Annotated in this window: 18 protein-coding genes; 3 read left to right on the forward strand and 15 right to left on the reverse strand. The window is 71.2% G+C overall.

The features are described 5' to 3' along the window. Nucleotides 1–104: 104 nt before the first annotated feature. Together ACTZWW_RS03995 and ACTZWW_RS04000 are read left to right on the forward strand one after the other, a co-directional pair. Entirely contained in the window at nt 105–995 is an 891-nt protein-coding gene (locus ACTZWW_RS03995) for a MurR/RpiR family transcriptional regulator (protein WP_444779647.1), read from the forward strand. A 174-nt stretch (nt 996–1,169) separates the two neighbouring features. Next, entirely contained in the window at nt 1,170–1,727 is a 558-nt protein-coding gene (locus tag ACTZWW_RS04000) for a GNAT family N-acetyltransferase (RefSeq protein ID WP_444779648.1), read from the forward strand. 132 nt (nt 1,728–1,859) lie between these two features. Here the strand turns inward: ACTZWW_RS04000 and ACTZWW_RS04005 are convergent, their stop codons facing one another. The 5 genes from ACTZWW_RS04005 to ACTZWW_RS04025 all read right to left on the reverse strand — a co-directional run bounded on the left by ACTZWW_RS04005 (nt 1,860) and on the right by ACTZWW_RS04025 (nt 4,019). After that, nucleotides 1,860–2,087 carry a hypothetical protein gene (locus ACTZWW_RS04005; RefSeq protein ID WP_444779649.1) on the reverse strand — a complete coding sequence of 76 codons (228 nt, stop codon included), beginning with the start codon at nt 2,085–2,087 and terminating at the stop codon, nt 1,860–1,862. A 90-nt stretch (nt 2,088–2,177) separates the two neighbouring features. Beyond that, complete coding sequence (locus tag ACTZWW_RS04010) at nt 2,178–2,576, reverse strand: hypothetical protein (RefSeq protein WP_444779650.1); 399 nt, start codon at nt 2,574–2,576, stop codon at nt 2,178–2,180. A 192-nt stretch (nt 2,577–2,768) separates the two neighbouring features. Next, nucleotides 2,769–3,104, reverse strand: coding sequence for a hypothetical protein (locus ACTZWW_RS04015; protein ID WP_444779651.1), 336 nt, complete (start codon nt 3,102–3,104; stop codon nt 2,769–2,771). Then, on the reverse strand, nt 3,101–3,310 hold the full coding sequence (locus tag ACTZWW_RS04020; RefSeq protein ID WP_444779652.1) for a DUF7940 domain-containing protein: 210 nt from the start codon (nt 3,308–3,310) through the stop codon (nt 3,101–3,103). The genes ACTZWW_RS04015 and ACTZWW_RS04020 overlap by 4 nt, the downstream gene beginning before the upstream one ends. Before the next feature lie 4 nt (nt 3,311–3,314). Further along, on the reverse strand, nt 3,315–4,019 hold the full coding sequence (locus ACTZWW_RS04025; protein ID WP_444779653.1) for an NlpC/P60 family protein: 705 nt from the start codon (nt 4,017–4,019) through the stop codon (nt 3,315–3,317). A 114-nt stretch (nt 4,020–4,133) separates the two neighbouring features. Here ACTZWW_RS04025 and ACTZWW_RS04030 point away from each other — a divergent pair, with 114 nt between their 5' ends. Further along, nucleotides 4,134–4,325: a hypothetical protein gene (locus ACTZWW_RS04030; protein WP_444779654.1), complete on the forward strand. Its 192-nt coding sequence runs from the start codon at nt 4,134–4,136 to the stop codon at nt 4,323–4,325. On the opposite strand, the gene ACTZWW_RS04035 is transcribed toward ACTZWW_RS04030, so the two are convergent. Genes ACTZWW_RS04035 through ACTZWW_RS04080 form a run of 10 tightly spaced genes read right to left on the reverse strand, consistent with a single transcriptional unit; the run spans nt 4,322 to nt 13,342 of the window. Continuing rightward, a complete protein-coding gene (locus ACTZWW_RS04035; RefSeq protein ID WP_444779655.1) occupies nt 4,322–5,578 on the reverse strand; it encodes a hypothetical protein in 1,257 nt (418 codons plus the stop codon). The two genes, ACTZWW_RS04030 and ACTZWW_RS04035, sit on opposite strands and share 4 nt — an antisense overlap. Next, on the reverse strand, nt 5,575–5,790 hold the full coding sequence (locus ACTZWW_RS04040) for a hypothetical protein (RefSeq protein ID WP_444779656.1): 216 nt from the start codon (nt 5,788–5,790) through the stop codon (nt 5,575–5,577). The genes ACTZWW_RS04035 and ACTZWW_RS04040 overlap by 4 nt, the downstream gene beginning before the upstream one ends. 14 nt (nt 5,791–5,804) lie before the next feature. After that, complete coding sequence (locus tag ACTZWW_RS04045; protein WP_444779657.1) at nt 5,805–7,130, reverse strand: hypothetical protein; 1,326 nt, start codon at nt 7,128–7,130, stop codon at nt 5,805–5,807. 12 nt (nt 7,131–7,142) lie between these two features. Further along, complete coding sequence (locus tag ACTZWW_RS04050; RefSeq protein WP_444779658.1) at nt 7,143–7,826, reverse strand: hypothetical protein; 684 nt, start codon at nt 7,824–7,826, stop codon at nt 7,143–7,145. A gap of 26 nt (nt 7,827–7,852) precedes the next feature. Then, nucleotides 7,853–8,299, reverse strand: a complete 447-nt coding sequence (locus ACTZWW_RS04055; protein WP_444779659.1) for a hypothetical protein — start codon at nt 8,297–8,299, stop codon at nt 7,853–7,855. 26 nt (nt 8,300–8,325) lie between these two features. Then, nucleotides 8,326–9,363: a hypothetical protein gene (locus ACTZWW_RS04060; protein ID WP_444779660.1), complete on the reverse strand. Its 1,038-nt coding sequence runs from the start codon at nt 9,361–9,363 to the stop codon at nt 8,326–8,328. A 40-nt stretch (nt 9,364–9,403) separates the two neighbouring features. Then, complete coding sequence (locus ACTZWW_RS04065; RefSeq protein WP_444779661.1) at nt 9,404–11,644, reverse strand: phage tail protein; 2,241 nt, start codon at nt 11,642–11,644, stop codon at nt 9,404–9,406. A gap of 1 nt (nt 11,645) precedes the next feature. Further along, the gene (locus ACTZWW_RS04070) at nt 11,646–12,050 is read right to left on the reverse strand and encodes a DUF6950 family protein (protein ID WP_444779662.1); all 405 of its coding nucleotides are present in this window, start codon (nt 12,048–12,050) and stop codon (nt 11,646–11,648) included. Further along, nucleotides 12,047–12,622 carry a transcriptional regulator gene (locus ACTZWW_RS04075; protein WP_444779663.1) on the reverse strand — a complete coding sequence of 192 codons (576 nt, stop codon included), beginning with the start codon at nt 12,620–12,622 and terminating at the stop codon, nt 12,047–12,049. Before ACTZWW_RS04075 ends, ACTZWW_RS04070 begins: the two co-directional genes overlap by 4 nt. 3 nt (nt 12,623–12,625) lie before the next feature. Beyond that, complete coding sequence (locus ACTZWW_RS04080) at nt 12,626–13,342, reverse strand: hypothetical protein (protein WP_444779664.1); 717 nt, start codon at nt 13,340–13,342, stop codon at nt 12,626–12,628. Nucleotides 13,343–13,344: the final 2 nt, after the last annotated feature.

Consider the following 13,344-nt stretch of genomic DNA (forward strand, 5'->3'; position numbering starts at 1 on the left):
GCCGAGCTCGTGTAAAATTCACTACATGAGTTCGAGGCGTGTCAAGCTTGTTTCTGTAGCGGATCGATCATCCACGATCCGCGCTGAAGCGGAAAGGACATTTCTTGAGCAGGAAGCCCCTCGTGCGCGACCTCCTGAAGCGCAAGCAGGCGGAGCTGACCGCGGCCGAGCGCCGGCTGACCGCGGTGCTCCTGCAGGATTCGCTCGTAGGCGGGCTGCAGTCGGTCACCAAGCTCGCCGAGAGCGCCGAGGTCTCGACGCCGACCGTCATCCGCCTCGCCCGCAAGCTGGGCTTCGACGGCTACGGCGGCCTCCAGGACGCGATCCGCGAGGAGATCGCCGCGCGCATCAAGCAGCCGCTCGCCAAGCTCGACATGGCCGAGCCGCAGGCCCCGCGCGACCACATCCTCGCGCGCTTCGCCAAGGCCGCCTTCGAGAACATCGGCCGCACGCTCGAGCAGATCGACCTCGACGAGTTCGACCGCGTCGCCGCGCTCCTCTCGGCCTCCGAGCAGCAGCTGCACCTCGTCGGGGGGCGCATCACCCGCTCGAACGCGCATTATTTCTACAACCACCTCCAGATCATCCGTCCGCGGGTCTTCCTCCTCGACAGCTCGCCCAGCGTCTGGCCGCAATCGCTGCTCGACATGGACGAGACCTCGACGCTGATCTGCTTCGACATCCGCCGCTACGAGCGCGAGCTCGAGAAGCTCGCGCAGCTCGCGGTGAAGCAGGGCGCCCGCGTCGTGCTGTTCACCGACCAATGGGGCTCGCCGATCGAGCGCTGGGCGCTGCACACGTTCCGCTGCGCCGTCGAGGTGCCGTCGAGCTGGGATTCGACGCTCTCCATCAACATCCTGGTGGAGAGCCTGATCGCCGAGGTCCAGAGCCGCAGCTCCCGCTCCAGCGTGGAGCGCATCTCCGCGCTCGAGCGCATGATCGGCGAGACCAACATCTTCCGCGGGACGAGCCCCGGCCGGGAACCGGGAGCCTGAGGGCGCCCACGGGCGAGGAGCGCGAGCGGCCGTGCTGGGCCGCCTCCAGGCGGTCCGCCGCGCCTACCGCGTTGAAGCGGCGGCGATCCTGCGCGAGGATCGCCGCCGGACGTCTGCGTCCCCGCGCGTGCGTGACGCCGGCACAGACGCCGATCTTCCTGCCGAGAGACCCCGATGAGCGACGACGTTCCACCACACGCCACCGTCCACGTCCGCCCGAGCGAGGCCCGCGACGTGCCGTCGATCACGCGGATCTACGCCCATGCGGTGCTGCATGGGCGGGGCACCTTCGAGCTCGTCCCGCCGGACGAGGACGAGATGCGCCGGCGGCGCGCCGCGCTCGTCGACGCGGGGCATGCCTACCTCGTCGCCGAGAGCGAGGGCCGCGTCGTCGGCTACGCCTATGCGGGCGCCTATCGGCCCCGCGCCGCCTATGCCTCGACGGTCGAGAGCTCGGTCTACGTCGATCCCGACCGGCGCGGGCACGGCATCGGCCGCCTGCTCGTCTCCCGGCTGATCGCGCTGGCGGAAGCGGCCGGCTACCGCCAGATGGTCGCCGTCGTCGGCGACAGCGACAACCACGCCTCGATCGCCCTGCACGAAGGGCTCGGCTTCAGCCGCATCGGCGTGCTGCGCGCGGTCGGCTGGAAGCACGAGCGCTGGGTCGACACGGTGCTGATGCAGAGGTCGCTCGGCGCGGGCGCGGGCGCACCGCCGGATGCGGGAGGCTGATGGGGGGTGAACGGCGAACGGCGGGCTATGCGGCCCGTGGGGCGAACGTTGGCGGACAGGGCGTCCGCCCGAATTCGTTGCGAGGCAAGGTGTAGAGGACGATCAACGCCCGGCGCCCCACCATCCGCCCTATCAGCGGGCGGGCAGTGACCCGCTCTCCCCCGCCCGCGTGAACCCCCGCGCGATCCGCTCTGCGATCCGCTCGGCTGCCTCCCGCGACCACCGCCCCGTCGCCGATCGCCGCGTGCCCTCCGCGAAGTAGACGTAGGCCACCGGGCGATCCGCGGCGTCGAGCACGATGAAGCACTCCTCACGGGCGTCGACACGGCAGGGTGGGCGCGGGGCTTCAGCGTCGGTCATGCCGGCGAGATAGCGCGGCCCCTGAAACGCGAAAAGCCCCGGGCCGCGCGAGGCGGACCGGGGCGAAGGTGGTGCGGGGGAGCGAGTGGGCTACGGGTCGCGCGCCCGGCGCGGCTGGCCCGCGGCGGCGATCGCCGTCATCAGCGAGTTCCGCAGGTCCCGCAACTCCGTCTTGATCTCGTCGCCGAGCCGGCCGAGTTGCTCGTGCGAGACGTATTCGCGGGCGATCTTGGTCTCGAGCGCGGCCGTCATCTCGCGGGCCTCGCGAGCGAGCCGGCGGGCGGTCTCGGCTTCCGCGCGCGCGTCGTCGCGGACCTTCTCGGCCATCGCGGTGGCGGCCCTGGCGTGCTCGCGGGCTTCGTCGCGGAGTTGGTCCCGGACCCGCACGAGATAGAGCACGATGCCGATCACGAACGCTCCGTAGAGCGAGAGGCCGGAGAGGATCGCCATCGTCACCGGGACGTCCTGGAGAGTGGTGGGCACATTCACGGGGCGTCGTCTCCGTAGCTCTCACGGACGCCCGCGTACCAGCGGGCGGCTTCTTGAAGTCGGCGCGCGTTCTCGACGCGGCCGGCGCGCTCGCGGGCGGCGATCCCGAGAAGGGGCTCGCCCGCGCGGGGATCGGCGACGGCGACGGGAGCGGCGAACCCGGGCCATGCCGGAAGCTCCCGCGGCGCGGGGCTACCGGATGTCGCGCAGGCGGCGCACGTCATCGCCAGAAGCGCGACAGCGGTCGCCCTCCGGCAGGCTCGCGAGATCGGCGGTGAGCGCATCGACCCTCTCCTGGTTGGATGCGGCTTCGGCCGCGAGCTGTTCGGCCTGGCGCGCAGCGCGGCGCTCGGCCTCGCGGGCGGCGACGACATCGGCCTGCATCGCGGCGATCACCTCGCGCAGCCGATCGGCCTCGCATGCCTCGCGCGCGCTCGACGCGCCCCACCACCACCCGAGCGCGGCGGCGATGACGATGAGCCCCAGGCGGGACGTGGCGAGCCGCCACAGGGTCGCGAGCGCCGTCATTCCGCCGGCCCGTCCGGGATGTTGCTCTGCTTCACCACGCGGGCCAGCGCGGCGCCGACGATGACGGCCGCGGTCACCCACTGCGGAATGGTCTCGGTCCAGTCCGGCACGACCTCACGGACGATCTCGAGCACGGCCGCGGCTGCCATGAGGTACATGCTCCACGCGCGGGTCGCGATCGTGGTCCAGTTCTCGACGAGCTTCATGGCGTCACGCCTCGTTGAGAGAGATCGGCACCCCGTCCGGCCCACGAGCGATCGTGCCCGTGCGCGGCATGGGGTAGGTGGAGGGCCAGCGGTAGCCGAGAAGGCGGTCCTTCCCGAGCCGGGCCACCGTGACCGCGTCGGACTGGTTGCCGCCCAGCACGTGAACGTGGCCGGCATCCTCGCCGGCGTAGAACCCGACGTGCCCCGACGTCCCGGACCGCGAGCCCCGCCAGAACACCGCGACGGCGCCGAGCGCGGGCTCGCCCAGCGGCTCGCCGAAGCGCATCCAGTTCCGCGCGAGGTAGGGGTTGCCGGGCAGGCGCTCGCCCGGGAGCGTCACGGCGATGCAGGTCTCGACGAAGTCACCGCACCACGGGAGCCGGGCGGGATCGCCGAGCGTCGGGCCGTCGCTGCGCAGGAAGCGCGCGAGGATGCCGTTGTCCCGGCGCTCGTGGAGGCCCTTCTTCGTCTCGGCGAGCGCGTACCAGGGCGGGGTGCGCAGGTCCTGGACGAAGGGCGCCGCCGGCCCGGACCCGAACAGCGCGGCGCGCGTCTTCGGCCCCACCACGCCGAGCCCCTGAAGCCCCACGCTCTTCTGGAAGGCGACCACGGCCGCGCGCGTGAGCCGGCCCATGATGCCGTCGACGGGCCCGGGGTCGAAGCCCTTGGCCGCGAGGGCGCGCTGAAGGCGCGCGATGTCCATGTCCATAGTCGTGCTCCGTCGTGCCGGCGCGCGGATGGCGGGCAGGCGACATGTCGTGAGGATGGATGACGTAAGGTCTTACGCTTGCGTAAGGTGCGCACCGGCAGCTAGAGCGAGTCCATGACCACGCTCCGGAACACAGCCCTTCGTGTCGTCGCGCTCGCCCGCGGCGCCTGTCTCGTGCTCGCCATGGTGGCGGCGCTCGCCGTCGAGGCGATCGTGCTCCTGGCCTCATGGGCCGCGAGCAAGCCCCGCGCGGCGATGACACCGGCGGAACGCGCCGAGCACGATCGCGAGGCGTGGCGAGGCTAGCCCGCGAAGCCCATCACCGCCACGCGGAACTCCAGCGGCGGGAGCGTCACCGCCCCGCCGGAACCGTTCTTCGCGTAGACCGCGACGAGCCCGGTCGTGGCGACCTGGCCCCAATAGCTGAGGCCATCGGCGCTGGCGGCCGTCGAGCGCGGCGTGACCATGACCAGGTCGCCCGCGAGCGCGCCCGGGACCGAGATATAGCCGTAGCCCGTCTTGCCGGCCGGAACGGTGCCGAACGAGATCACGCCCTCGCGGCTGAGAAGCCGAACGCACCCCGCGCCCTGTGGTCCGCCGACGCGCAGCGTGGGCACCCACCCCTTGTCCGACGAGACGAAGGTGGTGCGGATGCCGTGATCCACGATGAGGGTCCCGACGCTCGTCGTCTTGCCCTCGTAGAGGTTCGCGGCGACGGAGCGCGGGCCGACGTAGAGCGCCGTCGAGGTCGCCATCGCCTCGATGTACGGGTACTCGACGGTGTTCGCGATGCAGCCGTTCGGATGCCCGGGATGGTCGACGAAGAAGTGGATGTCGACCGCGGCCTCGGACTTCGGATTGTCGAGCACGTTGCCCGTCCCGAGCAGCGAGAAGTTCCGGGAGCATCCGGAGACGCGCCCGCCTTCCCATCGCATCGCGTTCGGGCCGCGGCTGGGATAGGCGGGGTCGAAAGTGCACACGAGCCCGCGGACATTCGAGAATCCGTGGATGGCGCGCCCGGCGACGACGGGGTTGTCCCACGTGTTGTAGTACGGCCCGGACCCGCCGACGCCGCCGGCCCATTCGATGCCGACCTGGCCCGACGCCATGAGGTTGGCGGCGCAGTCCACCCAGCGGCTGTTCTTGGTGCGGTCGCGGAGCCCCACGGCGCCGGGTGCGGTCAGCTCGACGTGCACGCGCTCAACGAGGCACGAGGCGAGATAGCCCGACGCGGCGACGGCGTCGTCGGTATCGAGTGCGACGCCCGGGCCGGCGTAGACGAGATCGCACAGCGCGCCGACGATCTCCTGGCCGTGGTGCTTGAGGCGAAGCCCCTGGCCGACACCGAGGAAGTACCTGGCGCCGTGGTTGCGCCGTTCGATCCGCCCGCCCTCGTCGAGCATGGTCTGGATCGCCACGAGGTCGTGTTCCTGCGCGAGCGACGTCGCGCAGGGGAAGACGGCTTGCGCGGCCTCGAGCGTGGCGTAGGACTCGGAGAGCGGGTGCGACTGGCCATCGCCGATCGCGCCGTAGAGCTCGGGCGTGCGGGGTGCCGTCATCGAGTGCCCCCGCGGGTCTTCCCCTTGCGTGCCTCCGGCTTGGGGTGGGCGGCCTTGATCTCGGCGCGGGCCTCGAGCACCGTCGCGAAGTCCGGCACGACGGGCGCGCCGGTGTGCTCGCGGATGGCCTCGACCTGCTCGACGAGGGCGCCGAGCGTGCGGCCGTCCAGGTCCGCGTAGGCACGGCGGCGGGCGATGCGGTGGTTGTCCATGGTGTCCCCCGGGATCAGTAGAGCGGCACGACGCCGACGCAGCGCGTGTAGTTGAAGTTGGCGTCGGTGGTGGACGTGAGTCGGTAGAGGAGCGACGTACCGGTCTGGCCGGAAACGTCGGCCAGCGCGCGGAACATGATCTCGCCCGTGGCGCCGAGCGCGCCGAGCGTCTCCACCGCCGCCGCGGCCCAGGTCGTGCCGCCATCGATCGAGAAGTCGATGAGCACGTTCGTGCCGATCGTCGCGAAGTTGATGGGCAGGATCGCGAAGTATCCGAGAACGTCGTCGGGGTCGGCGGAAATCGTCGTCGCGACCGGGCGGAAGTTGACGTTGTTGCCGCCGACGCGCCGCGCCGCGACGGGAACGACGATGTTCGAATCCTCGGTCAGCCCGGCATAAGTGCCGCCGACGGCGGCTGCCGAGGCGACGGTCGAGACGGCGCGATTGCCGGCGGTGCTGCGGCTGTTGGTGCCGAGCGAACCGACCCTGTGCACCGCGACGTGATAGTCGCCGGAGGCCGGCACGGTGTAGGGCGACGCGAGGCGCGCGTATTCGAATCCGCCGCCGCCGGTGTGCGTGAGCACGACCGACGCCACGACGGTATAGTTGCCCGCGCTCGTGCGCTGGACGATCTGGAGCGTGTAGTCGCCGGCGACGGCGGCGCGCACGCCCAGATCGGTGATGATCTCCTCGTTGTTCACGGCCCACGCGCGGTCCAGCGTGAGGGTGAAGGACCCGTAGCCCGACGTCCCGGAATCCGTGGTGGACGTCTCGGTGTATCTGATCGTATCGTTGGCGTACCAGTCGCTTGCGGCGACATAGGCCCCGCCCGTGACGACGTTGAGCGTGTTCGTCTCGAAGTCGTCGGACAGCCGGAAGGCGCCGACCGGGCCGAGGATCGAGGCCGCGTCGTTGCTGGCCATCGCATAGGCGAGCGCCGAGCCCGCCATGTCCCGGGCGACCTGGTCGACGGCGCCCGTGAGCTGCGAGGCGTCGCCCGTCTTCGTGAGGAAGTTGCCGTAGTCTGCGGCGCTGACCATGAAGCGAACCACCGCGGCTCCCGACAGCGAGAGCTTGGACGTCCCGACGGTGCCGGCGATGAGAGACACCTCGACCGTGTCGCGGGTCATGGTCGTGAGAGACCCCCCGAGCGTGCCGCGCCCGATCTCGATGTTGTTCCCGTCGAGCAGGATATACGTGACCGTGTCGCCGTCGGACGGCGCCGGCGAAGCGCTGGCCGGCGCGATGAAGTTGCTCGCCACCGGCGACCCGAAGGTCACCGTGCCGATGCCGGTCGTGCCGACCGCGCACGCGACGCGGTTGATGTAGACGTGAGCCATGATGGCGACCTCTCAGGCTGTGAAGATCGAAACGACGGGACGGCGCGGGCGGGCGATGGCGCTCGGCGCATGAGGGATGACGACGGTCTCCGGCAAGACGTCCAAGTCGACGGCAACGATGGGCGCGCTCTCACCGATGGCGAACTCGCCGATGGATTCCGCCCCGCCTATCGGATACGGGATCGGCGCATCGGCCCACCGTGCTGTCACGGCCGTGCCGCCCCCGACGTCCGGGACGCGCGCCGTGGAAACTGTCACCACGGGCGAGGTGAAGTCTTCGAAGCCCTCGCCCTGGCCGATCGCCAACTCGCCGATCGAAGAGCCGACGCCGATGCGCGTCGTGTTGAAGGCGCTCGCCGCGGCGCCTGCACCCACCCGGGGGGCCGGCGCATCCGCCACGGTCGCGATCGTGACGAGCTCGACCACGGCCCCCGGCGGAAGCACCGGCACGAGCGCGTCGACCACCGTTTCGACGACACCCGCCGAGACGGTCGCGCCGGCGCCGGCCCGCGGCGCTACGCCCGCGGTGATGGTCCCGACCGATCCGACCTCGACGGCCGCGCCGGAGCCCACCGCCGGGGCGAGCGCCGCCGCGACGGAGACGACGGCGCCGACCGTGACGACGGTGTCCCCCGTGGCCAGGGGCGTGAATTCGCCGATCGCGAATTCGGAGATGGCGCCGTCCGCGATAGCCATGGGCGGGCTCCTCTACGCGGGCGAGATCAGGAAGGGGCGACGAACGTGAACAGCCCGTTCGGGTCGAGCGCGATGAGGAAGTCGGTGCCGTCCGACGCCTCTCGCACCGAGTCGAAGGCCACGTACGCCAGGGGCCGGTCGCTCGCGTCGGCGTCGTCGTAGATCACGGCGGCGCTCGCCGGCCCGATGTTGCCGCCCGTGGCCCGGACGCGCACGTCGTCGGCGTCCACCCGCGCGGCGTTCGTGCTCACGGTGGTGACCGCGACGTTGTCGAGCGTCTCGCCGCCCGCGGTCCATCCATTGCCCGAGACCTCGCGCGCGTTGGCGCTTCCCGCGACGGCCGTGAGGGTCGCATCCGCCGCCGAGAACGAGGCGGTGTTGTCGAGCAGCATGACCTTCAGCGTCATGTTGCCTATGCCGACGTCCGCGATGTGCGCGCGAGCGCCGTTGTAGACCGAGATGGTATCCGCCATGGGGGCTCTCCAGAGATCAGGTCAGATCAGCTCGGCAGGCGCTCGAGCAGCAGGGTCACCGACACGTCCGCCAGGGTCGCGTCGGGGATGTCCGGCCCGCGGACGCTGATCACGTCCCCGGGGGCGAAGGTGGTCTCGGTCGCGGCGAAGGTCCCCGCCGTCGCGCCGACGGCAAAGGTGATCGTGCCGAACTGGACGCCGTTCTTGCGGACCGAGAAGACCGTCGAGGCCGTCGCGGCGGTGACCGCGCGGGCGTAGGAGCGCTCGGTCGGCGCCGCGGGCGTGGGGGCGGCGAAGTTCGCCGGCGCGCGCAGCGGGAACGTCGCGACGACGAGGGCGAGGTCCAGGCCCGAGGCCGGCCGCCCGGCTTCCGAAACGGCGATTCCGAAGCGTGCGCCGAAGGCGTCACGCACGGCCTCGACCTCGGCGAGCGCCTCCTCGGCCCCGCCCCGCGCCACCTGCGCGGCCGCACGGTCGGCGGCGACGGCGACGGCGGCCGCGCCGAACCCGGAAGCCAGCGAAAGCCGGTAGACGCCCTCGAAGGCCAGCATCTCGTAGATGCGCCCGCCGATGAGATCGCCGACGGCAGGATCCGCGCCCTCCGCATCCTTCACGCGCACACCGTTGAGCGTGACCGTCGTCGAGGTGTTCGTGTTGGGCCAGACGATCCGGAACGTCGCCGCGAGGTCGCGAGTGGGCGGCGGCACGTCAGGGGTCGCGGTGACCGCGTTGCTGCCGCTCGCGCCGCCGAAGACGACGGTGCGCTCCGGCAGGTCGCCGATGCGTACCCAGGAGCCGGTGCCGCTCCCTCCGATCTTGCGATAGATCCCGTTGCTGGCCACCGTCGCGTCGGCGTAGACGTAGCCCAGCGTGTTGGCGTTGGGCGTGAGGTAGGCGTTCATCGCCGCCCGGGTGTCGAAGACGGTGGCGCCGCCGGACAGCCCCACGACCCGTCGCTCGATGTCCATGTGGTAGAGCTGAGACTCCGCGAGGCTCGGCTGCCGCGCCGTGCCGTCGGCGGCGAAGGGCGCATAGATCGTCGCCGCGGTGCGCGCGAGCGTCATCGCTGTCTCCTCGAATGCGGGGTAGGGACTGCCGTCACGACTAGTTGGAGATCGCCTCGACCGTGACGCTGGCCGAAGCGGTGGCGCTGGGCGTGCCGTTCGAAGAGCGCGCCTGCGCTTCGAACGTCACCACGAGATTGTCCCCTTCCTGGTCGGACGGCTGCGGCAAGGCCGCCGCGACCGTGAAGCGCTCGCCGGGGCGCGCGTCGAGCACGGTCCACGACGACCAAGCCCCCGGCGTGCCGAAGCGCGTGGTCCGCTGCCGCCAGGCGACCGAGGCCAAGAAGAGACTGGACGGCGAGTCGATCGTCAGCGTCGCCGTGCCGGCGGACGTCGGCGGATCGCCGGGCGTCTCGACGACGGACAGCCCCACCGCCCCCGGAGGTGCGTTGATGATCGCCGGCACCACGGCGAGCACGTCGGAGAAGTTCGAGGGCTCGCTGTCGGCGTTGAAGACGCGATGCCGAGCCTCGACCTGCTGTCCGGAGAGGTTCCCCACCACGAAGGCGTGGGTCACGCCGTTGAGCAGCAACTCGTTCATCGCCCGGTAGCGGGTGGGCCCATCGACGCCGATCGTCCGGTAGATCGCCTCCGTCGTCGGGAAGCCCGTGTTCACGTACCCGAAGCGGGTCACCGCCACCCCGTTCGAAGGGTAGACCACCACCGCGGCTCCGGTCATCTGCGCCGGCTTCGGCACCGACGACTGGAATGCGAGGTCCGGGATCTGCTCCGGCGCGGGTGCCTCGTCCACGGCCGGGTTCCACGGCGGGAGCGCGGGCTGAACCCGGAACGGGATCTCGCACCGCCCCTCGTCGTCTTTCTCGCGCACCTGTCCGATCTCCGCGACCTCGGTCGTGTCGAGGTCGGGAAGCGGGAACGAGATCGTCTTGCAGCCCACTGCCGCCAGTCCCGAGAAGTGCATCTCGACTATGCCGCTCCGGGCGCGCTCAAGGTAGAACAGCCGCCGGGCGACGCGCTGCGCCTGGGAGGCGGACGGGCAGAACAAGAGCCGGACTTCGGTGATCTGCTCGCCGTAGCGCGCGATTTCAGACTCGATCCGCGCCCAGCCGACGCCGGTCATGTCGAGCGGCTCGACGCTGTAGTTGCGCTCCGGGCTGTAGTAGGCCACTCGGCACACGTTCGGCCGGTCGACGCCTTCCGGGCCGTTGGTCCACTTCACGTTGACGATGTCGTCTTCCGTGAACTGCACCTCCGGCGCGCGCACGTCGTCGACGAGCCGGAACCAGATCTTGCCGTCGGTCTCGACTTGCTCCGCACCGATGGAACGCAGCACGTCGGCGAGCACGGTCTCGCGGTCCGTGGATTCCGAGAACACCCCCCATGCGCGGGCTCGCTTCTCGGCCCCGCCGCCTCGGATCGGCACGAGCGCATCGGCGAGGTCCGCCTCGGCCGCGATGGCGTCGAGGTCGAAATCGGAGGCGACGAACGGGAAGCGCCGGGCGACGTGCAGCGCCGCCAGGATGCCGTTGTCCGTCCACTTCCACGACGTGGGAACGTCGAACACCTGCGCCGGGTCGCGCGGGTCGAACATCGGCTCCCAACGGCCCTCGAGCTCCGCGTCCGGGGGGCCGGACTGCCACAGCTTGAGGAACAGCTCGGTCCCGAGCCCCGGCGAGATAGCGATGATGAGCGACTGCGCGATGCCGCGGCAGCGATGCGCCGCGGTCCACAGCCCCGGGAAGTCGACGAGGAGGTCGTTCCACGCCGTCTCGGTCCCGTCGCCGACCTTGGTGCGCCAGTAGAGCCACGAGGCCCCACCCGGGCGCGCGTAGGGCGGCGAGGACACCGCGTCGTTGTCGTCGACGATCACCTCCCGCCCACCGAACCAGTACCGTTCGATGGCCGTGAGCTTCGGCGCGGCGAAGGGGCCGCCGGCGTGCCAGATCAGGCGGTAGCGGTTAGCGCCGGCCGTGTTGCCGAAGGCCTTCAGCCCTCCAATGCGGGCGCGCCCGATAGCGCGGATCTCGTCGCCGTCCGCGCTCTCGAAGGTCGACTTCGCCGAGCCCGGGTCGATGCTCTGCGCCGTGGCCGCACCGCCACGCCGCCCGCCGCCCGCTGCCGCCGAGATTGCCACGCCGGCGCCGACGACGACGGCCGTCGCCACGGCCTGTGCGATCGTGACGCCGGCAATGAGCGTCGCCGACGTTGCCGGAAGCAGCGTGGTGACGATCCCGGCGATGATGGTCACCGGGTCCGCCTGCGCAGCCGTCGTCGTCGCGGCGAGCAGCGCCACGGCGAGAAGCCAGGGAAGAGCGTGCATGTCAGGGTTCCGGGACGTGCCAAGCGGCGACGATGGCCGGCTCGCGCGGGGCCAGGCCGCGCAGCCCCGCCGTGGTGCGGATGTAGGCGTAGCCGCCGTTGCTCCAGATCGCCCCTACGACGCCGATCGAGAGGCGCAACAGCCCGACGTCACCGATCTCCGGAGAGCCGTACGAGCGCCGCGCGCCGGGCACCGACAGCATGGCGTTGTCCCACAACGGCTCCAGGCCGCCCGCCATGAGCGTGCGGGCCTCGGCCTCGGTCGTGTAGCGCGGCAGGTCGAGCGCGGAGCCGGTCTCGGTGCGCACCCACGCCGCGGGCCAGGCGCAACAGTCGTTGACGCCCCACGTCCACGGGCAGTCGCGGAAGGGGGCGAGGAATGCCGCGAGGCGTTCGGCGCGCGTCACGTCCAGTTCTCCTCGACCTTCACACCGATGAACTGCCCGCCCTTGTCGCCTGGCCAGCGCTCGAGCTGTGCTTGGGCATTCCATCGCCCGCCGGGCGAGAACCGGAATCCGTGCCAGACGGACTCCAGCGTCAGCGCGACGATGCGCCGGGCGATGCCCGCCCACTCGAGCGAGGGCGCCGTCATCAGCCCGCGCGGAAAGAGCGGCTTCGGGGGGATGATGATCTCCCCCGTCTCCATGTCGAACGCGCACCAGTAGAGGACGGCGGATCGTCCCTCGACCTCCGCGGCCGTCGCGTGGACGGACCGGAAGAACTCTCGGTTGGCGCCCGTGAGCGTGAGCGTGACGGCGGCCGCGGTCCCGAAGGTCGGCTCATCGATCTGTCCGACGAAGAGAAGCTGCCCGCCCTCCGGGTCGGTGACGCCGGTCCACTCCTCTCCGTCGAGGTAGAGCGGCCCCGCGCCGGAATGCAGCCGCGCCTCGCCGCTCGGCAGGTCGAGTCGGGCCAGCAGTGCGCGCGCCACGTGCGGGCTTCGCAGCTTGGCGAGGAACTCGGTGAACGGCCCTGCCATCGGTCAATCCGCGAAGTTGCTCCGGACCGTCGGGTCCGGGATCTCGAGAAGCGTGAGCGTCAGCCCCTCGGCCACGTTGAGCCCGCGCGCGAGCTGCACAGGGCCGAAGGACCGCATCGCAACGATCGGGCGGAACGTGGCGAAATCGTCTGTCGTCAGCGCCTTCCGCAGCCCGGGCCAGATGCGGTAGACCCCGGGCGCGAACACCTCCGTCACCACGTGCATCCCGAAGTAGACTGGGCCGAAGCCGATCCGAGCACCCATGTCGAGACGGTGACCGGCGAAGACGTCGCGCAGTTCGATGCTTGTTGCGCCGAGCGGGGCCGGGGTCGCGAGCGGGACCGGCGGCATGTCGAGGCTCCAGCGCAGGCCGTTGGACCATCGCGCTCCGCTGGACCACGTGATCCCGCCGAACTCCTCATCCGGCGTGAGCGTGAGTCCGGCCCGGGCGTAGGAGAGCCTGTCGACATCCGCGAAGGAGACCCGCACGGCATTGGCGCCGGCGTGCAAGCCGGTCGCCATGCCGCGATAGGCGCGCAGGGCGTCACCCCAGAGGCGCGGGAGGCCAAGGCGGAACTGCCACAGGCCGTTCATGGTCGAGAAGGTCTGCACGAAACCCGAGACGGCCTCGTTGCTGCCGGCCCCGATCGCGCGCGGGCCGGAAAGCTCTTCTTCGGAGACGATGCCGAGGCCTACCGGCCAATCCAGGAGACGCGGCATGG

The organism is Salinarimonas sp. NSM (assembly GCF_052380005.1).
Classification (GTDB): Bacteria; Pseudomonadota; Alphaproteobacteria; order Rhizobiales; family Beijerinckiaceae; genus Salinarimonas.

Bases quoted from the DNA above. Each gene is read 5' to 3' on its own strand.
- ACTZWW_RS04035 (WP_444779655.1), bottom strand. From the start codon at position 5,578: ATGACGGCACCCCGCACGCCCGAGCTCTACGGCGCGATCGGCGATGGC.
- ACTZWW_RS04015 (WP_444779651.1), bottom strand. From the start codon at position 3,104: ATGACGGCGCTCGCGACCCTGTGGCGGCTCGCCACGTCCCGCCTGGGG.
- ACTZWW_RS04075 (WP_444779663.1), bottom strand. From the start codon at position 12,622: ATGGCAGGGCCGTTCACCGAGTTCCTCGCCAAGCTGCGAAGCCCGCAC.
- ACTZWW_RS04055 (WP_444779659.1), bottom strand. From the start codon at position 8,299: ATGGCGGATACCATCTCGGTCTACAACGGCGCTCGCGCGCACATCGCG.
- ACTZWW_RS04080 (WP_444779664.1), bottom strand. From the start codon at position 13,342: ATGCCGCGTCTCCTGGATTGGCCGGTAGGCCTCGGCATCGTCTCCGAA.
- ACTZWW_RS04020 (WP_444779652.1), bottom strand. From the start codon at position 3,310: ATGAAGCTCGTCGAGAACTGGACCACGATCGCGACCCGCGCGTGGAGC.
- ACTZWW_RS04060 (WP_444779660.1), bottom strand. From the start codon at position 9,363: ATGACGCTCGCGCGCACCGCGGCGACGATCTATGCGCCCTTCGCCGCC.
- ACTZWW_RS04025 (WP_444779653.1), bottom strand. From the start codon at position 4,019: ATGGACATGGACATCGCGCGCCTTCAGCGCGCCCTCGCGGCCAAGGGC.
- ACTZWW_RS04005 (WP_444779649.1), bottom strand. From the start codon at position 2,087: ATGACCGACGCTGAAGCCCCGCGCCCACCCTGCCGTGTCGACGCCCGT.
- ACTZWW_RS04030 (WP_444779654.1), top strand. From the start codon at position 4,134: ATGACCACGCTCCGGAACACAGCCCTTCGTGTCGTCGCGCTCGCCCGC.
- ACTZWW_RS04045 (WP_444779657.1), bottom strand. From the start codon at position 7,130: ATGGCTCACGTCTACATCAACCGCGTCGCGTGCGCGGTCGGCACGACC.
- ACTZWW_RS04065 (WP_444779661.1), bottom strand. From the start codon at position 11,644: ATGCACGCTCTTCCCTGGCTTCTCGCCGTGGCGCTGCTCGCCGCGACG.
- ACTZWW_RS04000 (WP_444779648.1), top strand. From the start codon at position 1,170: ATGAGCGACGACGTTCCACCACACGCCACCGTCCACGTCCGCCCGAGC.
- ACTZWW_RS04040 (WP_444779656.1), bottom strand. From the start codon at position 5,790: ATGGACAACCACCGCATCGCCCGCCGCCGTGCCTACGCGGACCTGGAC.
- ACTZWW_RS04050 (WP_444779658.1), bottom strand. From the start codon at position 7,826: ATGGCTATCGCGGACGGCGCCATCTCCGAATTCGCGATCGGCGAATTC.